The 17,978-nt window shown below is 61.1% G+C and carries 16 protein-coding genes; 6 read left to right on the top strand and 10 right to left on the bottom strand.

Annotated elements, in window-relative coordinates; translation table 11 throughout:
- Positions 1-278: 278 nt before the first annotated feature.
- From nagE to BLW70_RS28705, 7 genes are all read right to left on the bottom strand, one after another.
- Positions 279-1,994: an N-acetylglucosamine-specific PTS transporter subunit IIBC gene (gene nagE, locus BLW70_RS28735; protein ID WP_074879929.1), complete on the bottom strand. Its 1,716-nt coding sequence runs from the start codon at positions 1,992-1,994 to the stop codon at positions 279-281.
- A 41-nt stretch (positions 1,995-2,035) separates the two neighbouring features.
- The gene (gene ptsP / locus BLW70_RS28730; RefSeq protein ID WP_074879927.1) at positions 2,036-4,552 is read right to left on the bottom strand and encodes a phosphoenolpyruvate--protein phosphotransferase; all 2,517 of its coding nucleotides are present in this window, start codon (positions 4,550-4,552) and stop codon (positions 2,036-2,038) included.
- Positions 4,553-4,715: 163 nt separating this feature from the next.
- Positions 4,716-5,738: an SIS domain-containing protein gene (locus BLW70_RS28725; RefSeq protein WP_102616554.1), complete on the bottom strand. Its 1,023-nt coding sequence runs from the start codon at positions 5,736-5,738 to the stop codon at positions 4,716-4,718.
- Positions 5,719-6,825, bottom strand: a complete 1,107-nt coding sequence (gene nagA / locus BLW70_RS28720) for an N-acetylglucosamine-6-phosphate deacetylase (protein ID WP_074879921.1) — start codon at positions 6,823-6,825, stop codon at positions 5,719-5,721. The genes BLW70_RS28725 and nagA overlap by 20 nt, the downstream gene beginning before the upstream one ends.
- A 34-nt stretch (positions 6,826-6,859) precedes the next feature.
- Positions 6,860-7,591 carry a GntR family transcriptional regulator gene (locus tag BLW70_RS28715; RefSeq protein WP_074879918.1) on the bottom strand — a complete coding sequence of 244 codons (732 nt, stop codon included), beginning with the start codon at positions 7,589-7,591 and terminating at the stop codon, positions 6,860-6,862.
- Positions 7,592-7,932: 341 nt separating this feature from the next.
- Complete coding sequence (locus BLW70_RS28710; protein WP_074879915.1) at positions 7,933-8,436, bottom strand: L,D-transpeptidase family protein; 504 nt, start codon at positions 8,434-8,436, stop codon at positions 7,933-7,935.
- Positions 8,437-8,500: 64 nt separating this feature from the next.
- Positions 8,501-9,052, bottom strand: coding sequence for an NUDIX hydrolase (locus tag BLW70_RS28705; protein ID WP_074879912.1), 552 nt, complete (start codon positions 9,050-9,052; stop codon positions 8,501-8,503).
- 146 nt (positions 9,053-9,198) lie between these two features.
- Between BLW70_RS28705 and BLW70_RS28700 the strand changes: the two genes are divergently transcribed.
- The 5 genes from BLW70_RS28700 (at position 9,199) to purT (ending at position 12,572) form a co-directional block, all read left to right on the top strand.
- A complete protein-coding gene (locus BLW70_RS28700) occupies positions 9,199-9,798 on the top strand; it encodes a CoA pyrophosphatase (RefSeq protein WP_074879909.1) in 600 nt (199 codons plus the stop codon).
- A 67-nt stretch (positions 9,799-9,865) separates the two neighbouring features.
- Complete coding sequence (locus BLW70_RS28695) at positions 9,866-10,390, top strand: gamma carbonic anhydrase family protein (RefSeq protein ID WP_007936184.1); 525 nt, start codon at positions 9,866-9,868, stop codon at positions 10,388-10,390.
- Positions 10,387-10,602 carry a DUF1289 domain-containing protein gene (locus BLW70_RS28690; RefSeq protein WP_074879906.1) on the top strand — a complete coding sequence of 72 codons (216 nt, stop codon included), beginning with the start codon at positions 10,387-10,389 and terminating at the stop codon, positions 10,600-10,602. Before BLW70_RS28695 ends, BLW70_RS28690 begins: the two co-directional genes overlap by 4 nt.
- 220 nt (positions 10,603-10,822) lie before the next feature.
- Positions 10,823-11,290: a 7-cyano-7-deazaguanine/7-aminomethyl-7-deazaguanine transporter gene (locus BLW70_RS28685; RefSeq protein ID WP_074879903.1), complete on the top strand. Its 468-nt coding sequence runs from the start codon at positions 10,823-10,825 to the stop codon at positions 11,288-11,290.
- Positions 11,291-11,390: 100 nt separating this feature from the next.
- Positions 11,391-12,572 (top strand): formate-dependent phosphoribosylglycinamide formyltransferase, encoded by a 1,182-nt coding sequence (gene purT, locus BLW70_RS28680; protein WP_074879900.1) that lies wholly within the window; start codon positions 11,391-11,393, stop codon positions 12,570-12,572.
- Positions 12,573-12,680: 108 nt separating this feature from the next.
- Here the strand turns inward: purT and BLW70_RS28675 are convergent, their stop codons facing one another.
- From BLW70_RS28675 to BLW70_RS28665, 3 genes are all read right to left on the bottom strand, one after another.
- Complete coding sequence (locus tag BLW70_RS28675; protein ID WP_074879896.1) at positions 12,681-13,997, bottom strand: MFS transporter; 1,317 nt, start codon at positions 13,995-13,997, stop codon at positions 12,681-12,683.
- A 327-nt stretch (positions 13,998-14,324) separates the two neighbouring features.
- Positions 14,325-15,560, bottom strand: coding sequence for a transporter associated domain-containing protein (locus BLW70_RS28670; RefSeq protein ID WP_074879893.1), 1,236 nt, complete (start codon positions 15,558-15,560; stop codon positions 14,325-14,327).
- Positions 15,561-15,572: 12 nt separating this feature from the next.
- Positions 15,573-16,385: a cytochrome C assembly family protein gene (locus BLW70_RS28665; RefSeq protein ID WP_074879890.1), complete on the bottom strand. Its 813-nt coding sequence runs from the start codon at positions 16,383-16,385 to the stop codon at positions 15,573-15,575.
- A gap of 210 nt (positions 16,386-16,595) precedes the next feature.
- Between BLW70_RS28665 and ffh the strand changes: the two genes are divergently transcribed.
- On the top strand, positions 16,596-17,972 hold the full coding sequence (gene ffh, locus BLW70_RS28660; RefSeq protein WP_074879887.1) for a signal recognition particle protein: 1,377 nt from the start codon (positions 16,596-16,598) through the stop codon (positions 17,970-17,972).
- Positions 17,973-17,978: the final 6 nt, after the last annotated feature.

The following is a 17,978-nucleotide window of genomic DNA, read 5'->3' as shown; positions in this document are numbered from 1 at the left end:
GATGTGTTCGACTGCGTCGAACGGCGCTGCGCGCCTGCCCCCCAGATGAACACCTCCACTCAGCCTCCCGAAGGGGCGGGTGGATCAAGATCAAGAGCTGCAGGCGAGCTAACGCTCGGCCTGTTGAGTGGTGAGGAGCGAAAGGCGAACACCGATCCCTTGTGGGAGTGAGCGTGCTCGCGATGGCGGCCTGACAGTCGACTAATCTCTTCCTGCCAAACATCCAATCCCTGTGGGAGCTGGCTGCCTGCGATGACTGACTATCAGGTACCCACAATTTAAACCTTGGCACTCACCTCACTGCGATTCACCAATACCTCCAGTGCATCATTCAAACTCGATGCCTTGTCGCCAATCAGCAGATGCCAAATCCCTCCCTCCAACTGACTGACGCCCTGGCAACCCAACGCCTTCAGACCACATTCCGACAGTGCTTTGCCGTCCGCCAGTTGCAATCGAATCCGGGTCATGGCGATGCAGTCCATCTGCAACACGTTCTCGCCGCCGCCCAACGCATTCAGCCATTGCTGTGCTTCTGTACTTGCCACCGCAGCAGGTTTCGGCGCATCGATCACCGCAGCGGGGGAGGAAATGATCGCGCGCCCCAACGCAGGCATCGCCAAGCGAATCTCATCGGCAATGCTGTCTGCCATCGGCCCGACCACGACCTGCAAACTCCCACCCTTGCCCGGACGCACCACCGCCATCGCCCCCAGCGCTTTCAATTGCGCATCGTTCGCCTTGTTGCGATCCACCATGTCCAGCCGCAACCGAGTAGTACATGCACCCACGGTGATCAAATTCTGCGCACCGCCCAGTGCCTTGATGTAAGCGCCGGCCCGTTCGTTGTCGGCGATGACGACTTTGTCGCCATTGAGAACATCTTCACGCCCCGGCGTCTTCAAGTTGAACCGACGAATGCAGAAATCAAACACCCCGTAGTAGATCACCGCATACGCCAGGCCGACCGGTACCATCCGCCAGCCGTTGGTAGATTTTCCCCAGCCGAGAATCATGTCGATCAAACCACCGGAAAACGTAAACCCGAGGTGAATGTTCAGCAGGTTGGTGATGGCCATCGACAGCCCGGTCAGCAACGCATGCACTAGAAAAAGCAGCGGCGCGAGGAACATGAAGGCGAATTCGATCGGCTCAGTCACACCGGTCAAAAACGACGTCAGCGCCATCGACAGAAAGATCCCGCCCATGACCTTGCGGCGCTCCGGCAAAGCATTGCGGTACATCGCAAGGCACGCGGCCGGCAGACCGAAGATCATCACCGGGAACATACCGGTCATGAACTGGCCGCCCTTCGGGTCGCCGGCGAAGTAGCGCGACAAGTCACCAGTGACGATGGCGCCCGTGGTCGGATCAGTGAAGTTGCCGAAGACGAACCACGCCATGTTGTTGAGGATGTGGTGCAGACCGGTGACGATCAGCAGACGGTTGAATACGCCAAAGACGAACGCGCCGAAGCTGCCGCTCTCCATCATCAAGGTGCCGAAGCTGTTGATGCCGTGTTGGATGGGCGGCCAGATCAAGCCGAAAATGACGCCCAGGCCGACGGCGGCGAACCCGGTGACAATCGGCACGAAGCGCCGGCCGCCAAAGAACGCCAGGTACTCCGGCAGTTTGATGTCCTTGAAACGGTTGTACAGCGCGCCCGCCATCAAGCCGCTGACGATCCCGGCGAGCATGCCCATGTTGATGCTCGCGTCGAGCACCTTGAGGGTGGAGATCATCACCAGATAACCAATGACGCCGGCCAGGCCTGCAGTGCCGTTGTTGTCCTTGGCGAAACCGACGGCGATGCCGATGGCGAAGATCATTGCCAGGTTGGCGAAGATGACCTGGCCGGCGTCGTGGATGATCGCGATGTTCAGCAGGTCGGTGTCGCCCAGGCGCAGCAACAGGCCGGCGATCGGCAGGATCGCGATCGGCAGCATCAGCGCGCGGCCGAGGCGTTGCAGGCCTTCGATGAAGTATTGATACATGGCGAATCTCCCTGGGTTCTTGTTGTTTTGTTGTTGAGAGCTCAGCTCAGAGGCCATTGCTGGTGACAGGCGTGACGCACCGCAGTGGCGCTGCTCAACTTGAGCAAACCCTGGCTGATGCGTCGGCATTCGCTCGCGTCCAGGTGGCGGACGCGATCCTTGATTTCACCGATCTGCACCGGGCTGACCGACAACTCGCTGACGCCCAGGCCAATCAGTACCGGGGTGGCCAGCGGATCGGAGGCGAGCGCGCCGCAGACACCGACCCAACGGTTATGCAGCGCAGCACCGGCACAGGTCTGGGCGATCAGCCGCAGCAATGCCGGGTGCATGGCGTCGACCCGCGAAGCGAGGCCGGCGTGGTCGCGGTCCATGGCCAGGGTGTATTGCGACAAGTCGTTGGTGCCGATCGACAGGAAGTCCGCATGCTCTGCAAGTTGCTCGGCCAGCAGCGCGGCGGCGGGGACTTCGATCATCACGCCCAGCTCCGGGCGTTCAAGCACACCGAGTTCAGTGCACAACGCATCGAGACGCTGGCGGATGTGCAGCAACTCATCGACTTCGGTCACCATCGGCAGCAGGATCCGGCAGCGCGACAGCGGGCTGACGTGCAGCAAGGCGCGCAATTGCTGATCGAGGATTTCCGGACGGACCTGAGCCAGGCGAATGCCGCGCAGGCCAAGCACCGGGTTGGCCTCCGCCGGCAGTGGCAAATAGTCGAGTTGTTTGTCGCCGCCGACGTCGATGGTGCGGATGATCACCGACTTGTCGCCCATGGCGTCGAGCACGGCTTGATAGGCGGCGCGCTGTTCCTCTTCGTCCGGTGCGGTGTTGCGATCCACAAACAGAAACTCGGTACGCAGCAAGCCGACGCCGTCGGCGCCATTGGCCAAGGCATCAGCCGCTTCGGCGCTGGAGGCCACATTGGCGGCGACTTCAATCTGCAAGCCGTCGAGCGTCAGTGCCGGGCTGTGAGCCTTGGCCTGTTGCTCGGCGCGGCGCTGTTGATGATCGAGTTGCGCCTGATGCACCTGGGCCAAACGTTCGGCATTCGGCATCAGTTCGAGACGACCGTTATTGGCATCCAGCACAACCGCCTGGCCTTGCTGCTGATCCAGCAGCGTAGAACCCAGCGCGACCAGGCACGGCAAGCCTTTGCCGCGCGCGAGAATCGCCACGTGGGAGGTCGCGCCGCCTTCGGCCATGCACAACCCGGCAACACCTTGCTGGCTCAATTGCAGCAGATCGGACGGCGTCAGTTCATGGGCGGCGACGATGGCGCCGGCCGGCACGTCGTAGTGCCAGCTTTCGCCGAGCAGGGCGCGCAGCACGCGTTGTTTGAGGTCGCGCAGATCATTGGCGCGTTCGGCCAACAACGGGCTGCCAAGTTGCTGGAGCACTTCGCACTGGACGTCGATCGATCGGCTCCAGGCGTGGGTTGCGGCCATGCCTTGGTCGATGGAGGTGTTGGCTGCGTTCAGCAGCGCCGGGTCTTCGAGCAGGGCCAGGTGTGCGGCGAAGATCGCTTCTTCGTCGGTGTTTTTATGTTTCCTGGCTTGGGTCAGCGTGTGCTCGATTTCACTGCGCACAACCGTCAGCGCGGAGTCGAGAACGAGCCGCTGTTGCTCGGGATCATGGTTGCCGGCATCCACCGGCAGGCTGATGGCGTTCAAGCGGAACAACGGCCCGCCCAGCAGGCCGGGAGCGGCGCAAACACCGTGCAGCACGCCCGCTTCGGCCGCTCGAGTACGTCGGGCCATCGGTGTCGGCGCGGCGGCGTGGTTGTCTTCGGCCAGCGCTGTGGATAAGGCGATCAGCAATGCTTGCAACGCGGCTTCGGCGTCCGGGCCCTGGCAGCTGACCTGAACCTCGTCCTGCTCGCCGACGGCCAAACCCATCATCCCGATCAAGCTGTCGCAGGTCGCCGATTTGCCAGCGAAGTGCAGCTGCGATTGGCTCTTGAAACCTTGCGCCGTCTGGCGAATCAGCGCTGCCGGACGGGCATGCAAACCGCCGCGATGGGCGATGCGAATGTGGCCATGAATCGCTTCCCCGCAGAGCTCCGCTTCGGTCTGCGCGCCCGACGCGTGCCGACGAATGATGTGCAGCAATGGCTCGCCCACTTTCACTGACTTCAGCGTGATCGGTCGCGCCTGAAAGTCCTGGCTGTTGGTCAGGATCATCAGGCTGACCAGGCTTTTGCACTGCTGCGCGACCTTGTCCAGGTCGTAGCGCAACAGCGGCTGGCCGTTGCTGACCCGCGCACCTTCCTTGACCAGCATCGAGAAGCCTTCGCCCTGCAACGCGACCGTGTCGAGGCCCAGGTGTAGCAGCAATTCGGCGCCGTTGTCGGCACGCAAGGTAACGGCGTGGCCGGTGCGCGCGACGTGTACCACGACACCGGCGCACGGGGCGTGGAGGGTGTCGTTCAGCGGATCGATGGCGATCCCATCGCCCATGGCGCCGCTGGCGAACACCGGGTCCGGGACTTTGGCGAGCGTGAGCACCGGGCCGCTGAGCGGGGCGCTGAGGGTCAGCTCTTTATTATTGTTGTGCATGGCTCGGTCTCATCAGTAAAAACTACGGTTCGGATCAACTTGCCCTTTCGGATCAACTCGCCCTGTAGCAGCTGTCGAGTGAAACGAGGCTGCGTTTTTTTTGATCCTGCGTTGAAAAGATCGCAGCCTCGTTTCACTCGACAGCTGCTACAGGGTTTCCCGCTCAATGGGTGCGGGTCACTTTGCTCAAGTGCCGTGGCTGGTCCGGGTCCATGCCTCGGGCGACGGCCAGACCGGCGGCCATGACGTAGAAACTCTGGATGGCCAGAATCGGGTCGAGGGCCGGGTGTTCGGCGCGGGTCAGGGTGAGGTCGCGTTCGGCAATGTCATCGGGTGCGGCCAGCAATACGCGGGCACCGCGCTGACGCATGTCGGTGGCGAGGCTCAGCAAACCGGCTTGCTCGGCGCCGCGCGGGGCGAAGATCAGCAGTGGATAATGTTCGTCGATCAACGCCATCGGGCCGTGGCGGACCTCGGCGCTGCTGAAGGCTTCGGCCTGGATCGCCGAGGTTTCCTTGAATTTCAACGCGGCTTCCTGGGCGATGGCGAAACCGGCGCCACGGCCAATCACCATCAGGCGCTGGCAATCACGCAAGGCATCGATGGCCAGGCTCCAGTCCTGTTTCGCCGCTTCGCGCAAACCTTCCGGCAGGGCGAGGCCGGCCTCCAGCAATTCCACGTCCTCTTTCCAGTGGCCGATCAGACGGGCGCTGGCGCTGAGAGTGGCGATAAAACTCTTGGTTGCCGCAACGCTACTTTCGGTGCCGGCACACAGCGGCAGGCTGAACTCACACGCGGCCTCCAGCGGCGAACTCTCGGCATTGACCATCGAGATGCTCAGGGCGCCGCGCTTGCGCAGCAGGCGCATGCTGTTCACCAGATCGGGACTTTGCCCGGACTGCGAAAAGGCGAACGCCACTTGGCCGCTGACCTTCAATGGCGCTTGCAGCATGGTCACCACCGACATCGGCAACGACGCCACCGGGAAGCCCAATTGCTGCATGGTCAGGTAGGCGAAGTAACTGGCGGCATGATCGGAGCTGCCACGAGCGACGGTCATCACCACTTGCGGCGGCTGACGGCGCAGGCGCCCGGCGATCTCGATCATCTGCGGGTCGAGCTCTTGCAATTGGGCTTGCACGGCCTCGAACGAGGACAGCGCCTCTTCAAGCATTTTTGAAGTCAATGTCTTCTCCTTCGACCATGACGGCGGTCAGTGTGAGTGAGCGATCGAGCCGCACGCAGTCGGCCCAGGCGCCGGGTTGCAGGCGCCCGCGTTCGTTGAGGCCGAGGTAGTCGGCGGGGAATTGCGAAAGACGTTGCGAGGCCTCGGCAATGGGCAAACCGATCTTCACCAGATTGCGCAGGGCCTGATCCATGGTCAGCGTGCTGCCGGCCAAAGTGCCGTCGGGCAAGCGCACACCTCCCAGGCATTTGGTCACGGTGTGGCTGCCGAGCTTGTATTCACCGTCGGGCATGCCGGCGGCGGCGGTGGAATCGGTGACGCAATACAGGCACGGGATCGAACGCAAGGCCACACGGATGGCGCCGGGGTGTACGTGCAGCAAATCCGGAATCAGTTCGGCGTATTTGGCGTGAGCCAGTGCCGCGCCGACGATGCCCGGCTCGCGGTGATGCAGCGGGCTCATGGCGTTGTAGAGGTGGGTGAAACTGCTGGCGCCGGCTTCAAGCGCGGCAACGCCTTCCTCGTAACTGCCCAGGGTATGGCCGATTTGCATGCGCACGCCGCGAGCGCTGAGGTCACGGATCAAGGCGTCGTGGCCGGCGATTTCCGGGGCGATGGTGATCACTCGGATTGGCGCCAGTGCCAGGTATTCTTCGACTTCGGCCATCAACGCGGTGTGGGCGAAATTCGGTTGCGCGCCAAGTTTGCCGGGGTTGATGTACGGGCCTTCGAGGTGCACGCCGAGGACTCGGGCGCTGCCTTTCGGACGCCGCTCGCAGTACTCGCCAACGGCTTTGAGCACGCTGGAAATTTCTGCAGGCGGCGCGGTCATGGTGGTCGCCAGCAGCGAGGTCGTGCCGAAACGCACGTGGGTTTTGGTGATGGTCTCGAAGGCTGGCGCACCTTCCATGATGTCTTTGCCGCCGCCGCCATGAACGTGCAGGTCGATGAAACCCGGAAGCAGGTAAGGCAGGTCGTTGTCGGCCGGATCGCACGGTTGGCCTTCGATCGAGACGACCTTGCCGTGTTCGTGAATCAGCCGGCCGCGAACCCAGCCGTGGGCGGTGAGGATATTGTCTTCGGACATGATCGGTTCTCGTTGCTCGATTGGCGGCAATCTTTTAGCGGCGAAGCTCTGCGACAAAGTCGTAGTAGTCGTTGCGGCAATAGGTGTCGGTGACTTCGATCGGCGTGTTGTCTTCCAGGTAGCCGACCCGGGTCATCAGCAACATGGCGGTGCCGGGGGCGATGCCCACGAGGGTGGCGAATTCGTCCGAGGCGTTGATCGCCTGAATGTGCTGCAGGGCACGGACGATCGGCTTGCCGATGCCGTCGAGGTATTCGTACAGGGAGTCGCCCACCGCTTGCGGCTTGGGAATGATCGAGGCGGGCAGGGTGCTCATCTCGATCGCCATCACCGTGTCGTCGGCTTTGCGCAGACGCTTTAGCCGCGCAACCTTGTCGTTCGGCGAGAGGCCCAGGCGGATCAGTTCTTCGTGGGTCGGCGGAGTGATTTCCCGTTCCAGCCATTGCGAGCCGGGGACGAAGCCTTTCAGCCGCAGCATCTCGCTGAAACCCGAGAGGCGCGACAGCGGTTGTTCCAGGCGTGGGGTGATGAAGGTGCCGGAACCCTGGTTGCGGCGAATCAGGCCTTGTTCGAACAGAACTTCCAGTGCCTTGCGGGCGGTGACGCGGGAGATGCCCAGCATTTCGCTGAGGTTGCGCTCCGACGGCATGGCCTGTTCGGCTTTCCACTGGCCGGCATGGATCGCCGCTTCCAGATTGCGCGCCAGTTGCAGGTACAACGGCGTGGGCTGGGTGTCGTCAGGGCGTAGGGCCTGGAGGTCATTCATGTAGGTTTGGTCCGATGCGGATATAGGATTGTTGTCGCCCGGTGGTGAGGCGAAACCTAATACCACTTAAATACCATGTCAATGAGACCACTTTGCGGTTGGCGCTGGAAAGCCTGCCCGGATTGATGGGCAATAGGGTTGATGGTTTGAAGTGGTATTAGCGGTGGGAGTTTTGAGCGCAAAGATCGCAGCTTGCGGCAGCTCTTACACGGTGAATTGGTATCTACCCGGTAGGCGCTGCCGCAGGCTGCGATCTTTTGAATTTATTTTTTGATGAGCGACCAAAGGTAGCCCAATTGATCGTTCCCACGCAGAGCGTGGGAACGATCATAGAAGGGGGATTACGGGCGGATTTCGATCATCGTGCCGTCCGGCACCAAACCCCAAACCTCGCGCATGTCCATGTTGCGCATGGCAATGCAGCCGTCGGTCCAGTCCAGCGTGTGGAACAGGTCCTCGGGGTTTTCTTCCGTGTCCGGGGTGCCATGGATCATGATCATGCCGCCGGGGTCCACGCCTTCACGCCGGGAACGCGCGGAATCGCTGATGTTCGGGTAGGAGATGTGCATCGCCAGGTTGAATTTATCGCTGACCTTGCGCCAGTCCAGCCAATAGAAACCTTCAGGCGTGCGTTTGTCGCCTTCCATCAGCTTCGGCCCCTTGGGGCGTTTGCCCAGGGAAATGCGATAGGTCTTGATTGGCTTGCCGTCATTGATCAATTGCAATTGATGGGCGGACTTGAGCACCAGGACTTTTTCGATGACTTTGCCGTCCAGCGTTTCCGCAACGGAAGCCTGGGAAACAGCGACGAACGCCAAGCAAAACAGGGCAAGCAACCAGCGCATTGAAACGATATCCCTAAAAGGTGTCGCGACTATATAAGTTATAGGTGATTTTAGAGCCAGGAGCTTATGTGTTGGCAGGCTGAGCGAGCGGCGGGATTGACTCGGACCGCACGGGGTAGACCTCGGTCCGCCGGTCAGCGAAGAAGCATTCTAAGGTACGGCCCACTGTGCGGAAAGCCAACTCGGACCACGGGATGTCGGCTTCGTCGAAAAGCTGCACTTCCAGGCTTTCGGGGCCGGCGGCAAAGTCCAGGTCCACCAGTTCGGCACGGAAGAACACATGCACCTGGCTGATGTGCGGCACGTCGATCAACGTATAGAGGGTCAGGTTGCGCACCCGCGCACAGGCTTCTTCGGCCGTCTCGCGAATGGCCGCCTGCTCGATGGTTTCACCGTTTTCCATGAAGCCGGCGGGCAGGGTCCAGTAACCGAGCCGAGGCTCGATGGCGCGTCGGCACAGCAAGACCTTGGAACCCCAGGTCGCGACGCAACCGGCGACGATATTGGGATTCTGGTAGTGAATCGCCTGACAGCTGTCACAGACAAAACGCAGGCGCGAATCGCCCTCTGGAATACGCTGGGTCACCGGGTTGCCGCACTGACTGCAAAATTTCATGCTTGGGTTCCTGAATGCTGCGCCTATCTTGGCGTGCGGCGGTGTCTGTCGGCAAGTTGTCGTTTAGCGACATGCAGTGTTTATGGGGTTGGGCGGCCGGTTCGATTGGTGCATGATGCGAGATAGAGAACAAATCGAGAAGACTCATGCTGGACGAGCTACTTCACCGAGTTAGCAATCACACCCCAAGCACACTGGAAACCGATAAACGTTTCCCTGAAGCCGCCGTGCTGGTGCCCATCACCCGCAGCGACGAGCCGGAACTGGTTCTGACCCTGCGCGCCAGCGGGCTCTCGACCCATGGCGGCGAAGTTGCCTTTCCCGGCGGGCGACGCGACCCTGAAGACCCGGACCTTGTTTTCACCGCCCTGCGCGAAGCTGAAGAAGAAATCGGCCTGCCGCCGGGGCTGGTCGAAGTGATCGGCCCGCTGAGCCCGTTGATCTCCCTGCACGGCATCAAGGTCACACCCTATGTCGGTGTGATTCCGGACTTTGTCGAGTACCGGGCCAACGATGCCGAGATTGCCGCCGTTTTCAGCGTACCGCTGGAGTTCTTCCGCAAGGACCCACGCGAGCACACCCATCGAATCGATTACCAGGGCCGCAGTTGGTACGTGCCGAGCTATCGTTATGGCGAGTACAAAATCTGGGGCCTCACGGCGATTATGATCGTCGAGTTGATCAACCTGCTCTATGACGCCAAAATCAGCCTGCACCAGCCACCCAAGACATTTATCAATACCTGACGCCATCGCCCGTATGGCGTGAAGCCGATTTTTGCAAGTGAGCCAGCCTGGCCTTGAGGACAACAAGATGAAATATCGCCTGGGCGACGCCCGTGTCGAAACCCATCCGCAGAGCTGGGTCGCACCCAATGCCGTGCTGGTGGGCAAGGTCAAGCTGGAAGAGGGCGCCAACGTCTGGTTCAACGCGGTGCTGCGTGGCGACAACGAACTGATCCTGATCGGCAAGAACAGCAACGTCCAGGATGGCACGGTGATGCACACCGACATGGGTTATCCCCTGACCATCGGCACCGGCGTGACCATCGGCCATAACGCCATGCTTCATGGCTGCACGGTGGGCGATTACAGCTTGATCGGGATTAACGCGGTGATCCTCAACGGCGCGAAAATCGGCAAGAACTGCATCATCGGCGCCAACTCATTGATCGGTGAGGGCAAGGAGATTCCTGACGGTTCGCTGGTCATGGGTTCCCCCGGCAAAGTGGTGCGCGAGCTGACCGAACCGCAGAAAAAAATGCTGGAAGCCAGCGCTGCTCACTATGTGCATAACTCACAACGTTATGCCCGCGATCTGGTTGAGCAGGAACAATGAGCACGCCCGAACGCCCGGTTCGATCGCCTTGCGTGAATATCTGCGCGCTGGACGAGGACGATATTTGCACCGGGTGTCAGCGCACCGTGGAAGAGATCACCCGCTGGAGTCGGATGGACAACGAAGAGCGGCGCACGGTGTTGGGGTTGTGTCATGAGCGGGCCAAATCCAGCGGGATTCTCTGGATGATCGGCAAAACTCCTAACTTGTAGCAGCTGGCGGAGCCTGCGTTCGGCTCGGTCCGCGTTCGGGCGAAGCGGTCGCAAAATCAGGCACCTCGGTCTTCCAGGCAGCGTGCACAGGATTTACGACTGCTTCGCAGCCGAACGCAGCCGAACGCAGCCTCGCAGGCTCGACAGCTGCTACAGGATTCGCGTTTGGGTTTGGTGCAAAGTACCCTGTCCGCCAAATTGACAGGTATCCCGCCGTCCCATGCTCTTCCTGATCACCTACATCAGCAGCGTCGTGCTGACCAACTACGCCTTTTCCACCGCCCCGCAGCTGGACATCATCTGGTCGGCCTGGGGTGGTTTGATCTTCGTTTTGCGCGACATGGTGCAAACCCGTTTCGGCCATGGCGCGATCGCGGCGATGTTGGCGGCGCTGGTGTTGTCCTACGTGACATCCGATCCCTCCATCGCGCTGGCCAGCGCCACGGCGTTCGCCGTCTCGGAGTGCATCGACTGGCTGGTGTTCAGCATCACCAAGCGTCCCTTGCACGACCGCCTGTGGATAAGTTCGGCGCTGAGCATTCCCCTCGATACCTTCATTTTCTTCGGCATGATCGATGCTTTTACTCCAGGCGTGATCCTCACGGCCATGGGCTCGAAGTTCGCGGGTGTGACCGTGGTGTGGATCGTGATGGCCTGGCGCTTGCGCAAGCAGGCAGTCGTCAGCTGAAGCCAAACCCGCCGGTTCATGTAAAATGCCGCGCTTTCTCCCCATGGGAAGCGCGCCAGGCGTCGCGTCCCTCGATGATCCGCTCCTTTGAGGACCTGAGATGACCCGTATCGGAACTCCATTGTCGCCAACCGCGACCCGCGTACTGCTGTGTGGCTGTGGTGAGTTGGGCAAGGAAGTGGTGATCGAGCTGCAACGCCTGGGCGTTGAAGTGATTGCCGTGGATCGCTACGCCAACGCGCCGGCCATGCAGGTCGCGCATCGCAGCCATGTGATCAACATGCTCGACGGCGCCGCCCTGCGTGCGGTGATCGAAGCCGAAAAGCCGCATTTCATCGTGCCGGAAATCGAAGCCATTGCCACCGCGACCCTCGTGGAGCTGGAAGCCGAAGGCTTCACGGTGATTCCGACTGCTCGCGCCGCGCAATTGACCATGAACCGCGAAGGCATCCGTCGTCTGGCCGCTGAAGAACTGGACCTGCCGACCTCGCCGTACCACTTTGCCGACACCTTCGAGGATTACAGCAAGGCTGTCGAAGACCTCGGTTTCCCCTGTGTGGTCAAACCGGTGATGAGCTCGTCAGGTAAAGGCCAGAGCCTGCTGCGCAGTGCCGATGACGTGAAAACCGCTTGGGATTACGCGCAAGAAGGCGGTCGTGCCGGTAAAGGCCGCGTGATCGTCGAAGGCTTTATCGACTTTGACTACGAAATCACCCTGTTGACCGTGCGCCACGTTGGCGGCACGACGTTTTGCGCGCCAGTCGGCCACCGTCAGGAGAAGGGCGACTATCAGGAATCCTGGCAGCCACAAGCCATGAGCCCGATTGCCCTGGCCGAATCCGAGCGCGTTGCCAAAGCCGTCACTGAAGCCTTGGGTGGCCGTGGTCTGTTTGGTGTCGAGCTGTTCATCAAAGGCGATCAAGTCTGGTTCAGCGAAGTCTCGCCGCGTCCACATGACACCGGTCTGGTGACGTTGATTTCCCAGGACCTGTCGCAATTCGCACTGCACGCACGGGCGATTCTGGGCCTGCCGATTCCATTGATCCGTCAGTTCGGGCCATCGGCTTCGGCGGTGATTCTGGTGGAAGGGCAGTCGACTCAGACGGCTTTCGCCAATCTCGGTGCTGCGTTGAGCGAGCCGGATACGGCGTTGCGTCTGTTTGGCAAGCCTGAGGTCAATGGTCAGCGCCGGATGGGTGTGGCGTTGGCGCGGGATGAGTCGATCGAGGCTGCACGGGCTAAAGCGACCCGCGCGTCCCAAGCTGTTGTTGTAGAGTTGTAACCGAGTCGCGCCCATCGCGAGCAGGCTCACTCCCACAGGGGGGGCGCGTTCTTTTGACAGAACGCGGTCCCCCTGTGGGAGTGAGCCTGCTCGCGATGCTCTGGCTTTTTAAGCCACCCGATTCAGATCGTTATCGCGCGTTTCCTTCAGGCACAGCACAGCAATCAAGCTGAGCACCGCCGCCCCCGACACATACCCGCCGACATAACTCAAACCACCCATCGCCACCAACTTCTGTGCGAAGAACGGTGCCGCCGACGCTCCGACAATGCCGCCCAGGTTGTAGGCCGCCGATGCACCGGTATAACGCACGTGGGTTGGAAACAGCTCCGGCAGCAACGCGCCCATCGGCGCAAACGTCACGCCCATCAGAAACAGTTCGATGCACAGGAACAGCGCCACGCCCCAGGTCGAACCTTGGGTCAACAGGGGCTCCATCAGGAAGCCGGACAGAATCGCCAGCACACCGCCGATGATCAGCACCGGTTTGCGCCCGTATCGATCACTGGCCAAGGCCGACAGCGGCGTGGCGGCGGCCATGAACAGCACGGCGAAGCACAGCAGCGCGAGGAAGGTCTCGCGGGTGTAGCCGAGCGTCGACACGCCATAGCTCAGCGAAAACACCGTCGAGATATAGAACAGCGCGTAGCACACCACCATCGATCCGGCACCCAGCAGCATCGGTGCCCAATATTGGCTGAACAGCTCGACCAATGGGATTTTCACCCGTTCCTGGCGCGCCATTGCGTTGGCAAACACTGGGGTTTCGTGAAGCTTGAGGCGCACGTACAGGCCAACCATCACCAGCGCGGCACTGAGCAGGAACGGAATCCGCCAGCCCCACGAGCGGAACTGCTCGTCGTCCAGGGTCATGGCCAGCGTCAGAAACAGGCCGTTGGCCGCGAGGAAACCAATCGAGGGGCCGAGTTGCGGGAACATGCCAAACCAGGCGCGTTTGCCCTTTGGTGCATTCTCCGTCGCCAGCAACGCCGCGCCGCCCCATTCGCCGCCGAGCCCCAGGCCTTGGCCGAAGCGCAGCACGCAAAGCAGGATCGGCGCCCAGGCGCCGATGCTGTCGTAACCCGGTAGCACGCCGATCAGCGTGGTGCATACGCCCATCAGCAGCAGCGAGGCAACCAGTGTCGATTTGCGCCCGATACGGTCGCCGAAGTGACCGAAAAGCGCCGATCCCAGCGGTCGAGCCAGGAAGGCGATGCCGAAGGTGAGGAACGCCGACAGCATCTGGGCTGTGCCGGAGGTCTGCGGAAAAAACACCGGACCGATCACCAGCGCAGCGGCAGTGGCATAGACGTAGAAGTCGTAGAACTCGATGGCGGTGCCGATGAAACTCGCGGTCGCCACGCGGGTGGCGGAGTTCGTCGGTTGTGCAGGCGCGGTGTCGTTATAAGTCGTGCTGGTCGTCATGCGGTTATCCCTGACAGTCATGTGCCCCAGTGGAGCGAATTATTATGGTCGAACACCCAGGGATGTGGGTTTGATGCGGGGTGCGGGTAGCACGGGGGTATGGCGGGGCTTGGGTAAGCTGGGGGGATTATAGGAAGGAGGCTAACGATCGAACAAGGGGCCAGGGTTGCCGATGGCTTCTGTGGCGAGGGAGCTTGCTCCCGCTCGGGCGCGCAGCGGCCGCAAAAAGGCTGGATGGGTGCTGTCAGGATAAATGCAGCGTCTGTGATTGGCCTGCTTCGCAGGCCGGCGGGAGCAAGCTCCCTCGCCACAGGTTGGGGGCAGGGTTCAAATAACTGCTGGAACTGAGCTGGTATGCCAGATCAAAACCCGCGTGACCCGATTGTCTTCCGTCTCCAGAATCTCCAGCCGATAACGCCCGATCTTCAGGCATACCGCACTGTCCGGAATCGTCTCCAGGGCCTCGGTCACCAACCCGTTGAGGGTTTTCGGGCCGTCGCTCGGCAAGTGCCAGCCCAGGCTCTTGTTCAGTTCGCGAATCGACGCTGCACCTTCGATCACCAGGCGGCCATCGGCCTGTGGGTGGATATGCGGGTTATCCAGGCTGTGCTGGCTTTCGAACTCGCCGACGATTTCTTCGAGAATGTCTTCCAGGGTCACGATGCCAAGCACTTCACCGTACTCGTCGACCACCATGCCCAGGCGTCGCTGTTGTTTGTGGAAATTCAGCAGCTGCAATTGCAACGGTGTGCTTTCCGGCACGAAGTAGGGGTCGTGACACGCTGCCAGCAGTGCTTCACGGGTCAGGCTGGCGTCGGGCAGCAGATGACGTATCTGCCGGGTATTGAGTACCGCCTCGACCTGATTGATGTCGCTGTGGAAAACCGGCAGGCGCGTGCGTTTATTGGCGCGAAGCTGCTCGATGATCTCCTCGAGGGAGTCATCCAGATTGACCCCGTCGACGTCACTGCGTGGCACCAGAATGTCGTTGACCGTGATGTTGTCCAGCGCATGGATGCCTGACAGCGGATGCGGGCGGCAGGCGGCGTGTTCGTGATCGTCGTGCCGATCATTCGGGGTCTCGTCTTCGCTCTGCTGCACCACTTTGACTTTGCGGGCGAACGGTCGCATCAGCAGCTGGCTGATGCCATTGAGCAGCCAGGCGGCGGGATAGATGATTTTCAGTGGCGCGCCAAGCAAGGTGTTGCCCAGGGCCAGGACGGCGTCCGGATAACGGGCGGCGAGGGTGCGCGGCAGGTAGTCGGCGAACACCAGAAGCACAGTGCCAGCCCCCAGGCAGGCGACCCATGGACCGTTTTCCGCCCAAGTGAAAATCGCCAGCAAGGTGCTGATGACTACCACCAGTGCGCGGCACAAGGTGTTGCAGAGGATCAGGCTATTGAGCGAAAAGCTCAGCTTTGCCACCGGTTTGTCGCTCGAACGCGAAGCGGTTCGCTGGGCGAGCAAGTGCTGTTGCGCCGCTTCGATGGCGGTAAACAGCCCCGACCATAAAATCAGCAGGGCCATTACCGCGAGCATCGGCCCTATGGGCAAGTCGTCCATTAATGCCGCCCGTCAGATATGCAGGATGTATTCACGGACCAGTTTACTGCCGAAATAGGCCAGCATCAGCAGGCAGAAACCGGCGAGGGTCCAGCGAATGGCCTTGTGTCCGCGCCAGCCGAGGCGATTGCGCCCCCATAGCAACACGCTGAAAACGATCCAGGCCAGGCAGGCCAGCAAGGTTTTGTGCACCAGGTGCTGGGCGAAAAGATTGTCCACGAACAGCCAGCCGGAAATCAGCGACAGCGACAGCAGGGTCCAGCCGGCCCAGAGGAAACCGAACAGCAGGCTTTCCATGGTTTGCAGCGGCGGGAAGTTCTTGATCAGGCCGGACGGGTGTTTGTGCTTGAGCTGATGGTCTTGAACCAGTAGCAGCAACGCCTGGAACACCGCAATGGTGAACATGCCGTAGGCGAGGATCGACAGCAGGATATGGGCGAGGATGCCCGGCTCTTCGTCGATGATCTGCACGGTGCCGGCGGGGGCGAGCTGTGCGAGCAGTACGGTGGCGGCGCCGAGCGGGAACAGCAATATAAGCAGGTTTTCCACCGGGATCCGTGAGCAGGCCAACAGCGTCAGGGCAATCACCGCGGCGGCAATCAGGCTGGCGGCGCTGAAAAAATCCAGGCCCAGGCCAATCGGTGTCAGCAGGTGGGTGAACAGGCTGGCGCTATGAGCCAGCACGGCGAGCACGCCGAGCGTGACCAGCAGGCGTTTGTTCGCCTTGGCACCGGTGGCCAGGCGAGTGCCCTGATAGAGGGTCGCAGCGGCGTATAAGCAGGCGGCGGCGAGGGTAACTAGCAAACTGGGTGACAAGGGGAGCATAAATCCTGTTAGGCAAGCCCGAAAGGCGCTGAGTTTGGCATAGAACCCCTACAGCACGAAAGACCATGCAAGCTGACGACGAGGTGTCCGCCAGACGCAGTCTTCGCTATAATCCGCGACCTGCCCACGCCGCAGGCTCGCCGAGCACATGTTTATTCCGGTCTGGGCCGCCATTATCCCGGTCTACACAGGGCCTGAAAGGATCGCGCAATGTTTGAAAACTTAACCGACCGTCTCTCGCAGACGCTGCGCCATGTCACCGGCAAGGCCAAGCTGACCGAAGACAACATCAAAGACACCCTGCGCGAAGTGCGCATGGCGTTGCTCGAAGCTGACGTCGCCCTGCCGGTCGTCAAGGACTTCGTCAATTCGGTCAAGGAACGCGCCGTCGGCACCGAGGTGTCGCGCAGCCTGACGCCGGGCCAGGCCTTCGTGAAGATCGTCCAGGCCGAACTCGAAAGCCTGATGGGCGCGGCCAACGAAGACTTGAACCTGAGCGCCGTTCCTCCGGCCGTCGTGCTGATGGCCGGTTTGCAGGGCGCGGGTAAAACCACCACCGCCGGCAAACTCGCGCGCTTCCTCAAAGAGCGCAAGAAGAAGTCGGTCATGGTCGTGTCGGCGGACGTTTACCGTCCGGCGGCGATCAAGCAGCTGGAAATGCTCGCGGGTGAAGTCGGCGTAACCTTCTTCCCGTCCGACCTGAGCCAGAAGCCGGTCGACATCGCGCAAGCGGCTATTAAAGAAGCAAAACTGAAATTCATCGACGTGGTCATCGTCGATACCGCCGGTCGCCTGCACATCGATGAAGAGATGATGGGCGAGATCAAGGCGTTGCATGCCGCGATCAACCCGGTCGAAACGCTGTTCGTGGTCGACGCCATGACCGGCCAGGACGCCGCCAACACGGCCAAGGCCTTTGGCGACGCGCTGCCGCTGACCGGTGTGATCCTGACCAAGGTCGACGGTGATGCCCGTGGCGGTGCTGCACTGTCGGTGCGCGCAATCACCGGCAAGCCGATCAAGTTCATCGGTATGGGCGAGAAGAGCGACGCGCTCGAGCCGTTCCACCCGGAGCGTATCGCTTCGCGCATCCTCGGGATGGGCGATGTGCTCAGCCTGATCGAGCAGGCCGAACAGACCCTCGACAAGGACAAGGCCGACAAACTGGCCAAGAAGCTGAAGAAGGGCAAGGGCTTCGACCTCGAAGACTTCCGCGATCAGCTGCAACAGATGAAAAACATGGGCGGCCTCGGCGGCCTCATGGACAAACTGCCAAACATGGGCGGTATGAACCTGGCGCAGATGGGTAACGCCCAGGGTGCGGCAGAGAAACAATTCAAGCAGATGGAAGCCATCATCAATTCCATGACCCCGGCCGAGCGCCGCGACCCTGAGATGATCAGCGGTTCGCGCAAACGCCGGATCGCCATGGGTTCCGGCACTCAGGTGCAGGACATCGGTCGCTTGATCAAGCAGCACAAGCAGATGCAGAAGATGATGAAGAAGTTCTCCGCAAAAGGCGGAATGGCCAAAATGATGCGCGGCATGGGCGGTATGTTGCCCGGCGGCGGCATGCCAAGAATGTAAATAATT

This window comes from Pseudomonas frederiksbergensis (genome assembly GCF_900105495.1).
In the GTDB taxonomy this organism is placed as follows: domain Bacteria; phylum Pseudomonadota; class Gammaproteobacteria; order Pseudomonadales; family Pseudomonadaceae; genus Aquipseudomonas; species Aquipseudomonas frederiksbergensis.
The sequence above is the reverse complement of the archived record's forward strand: the minus strand, read 5'-3'. Positions and strand labels throughout refer to the sequence as shown.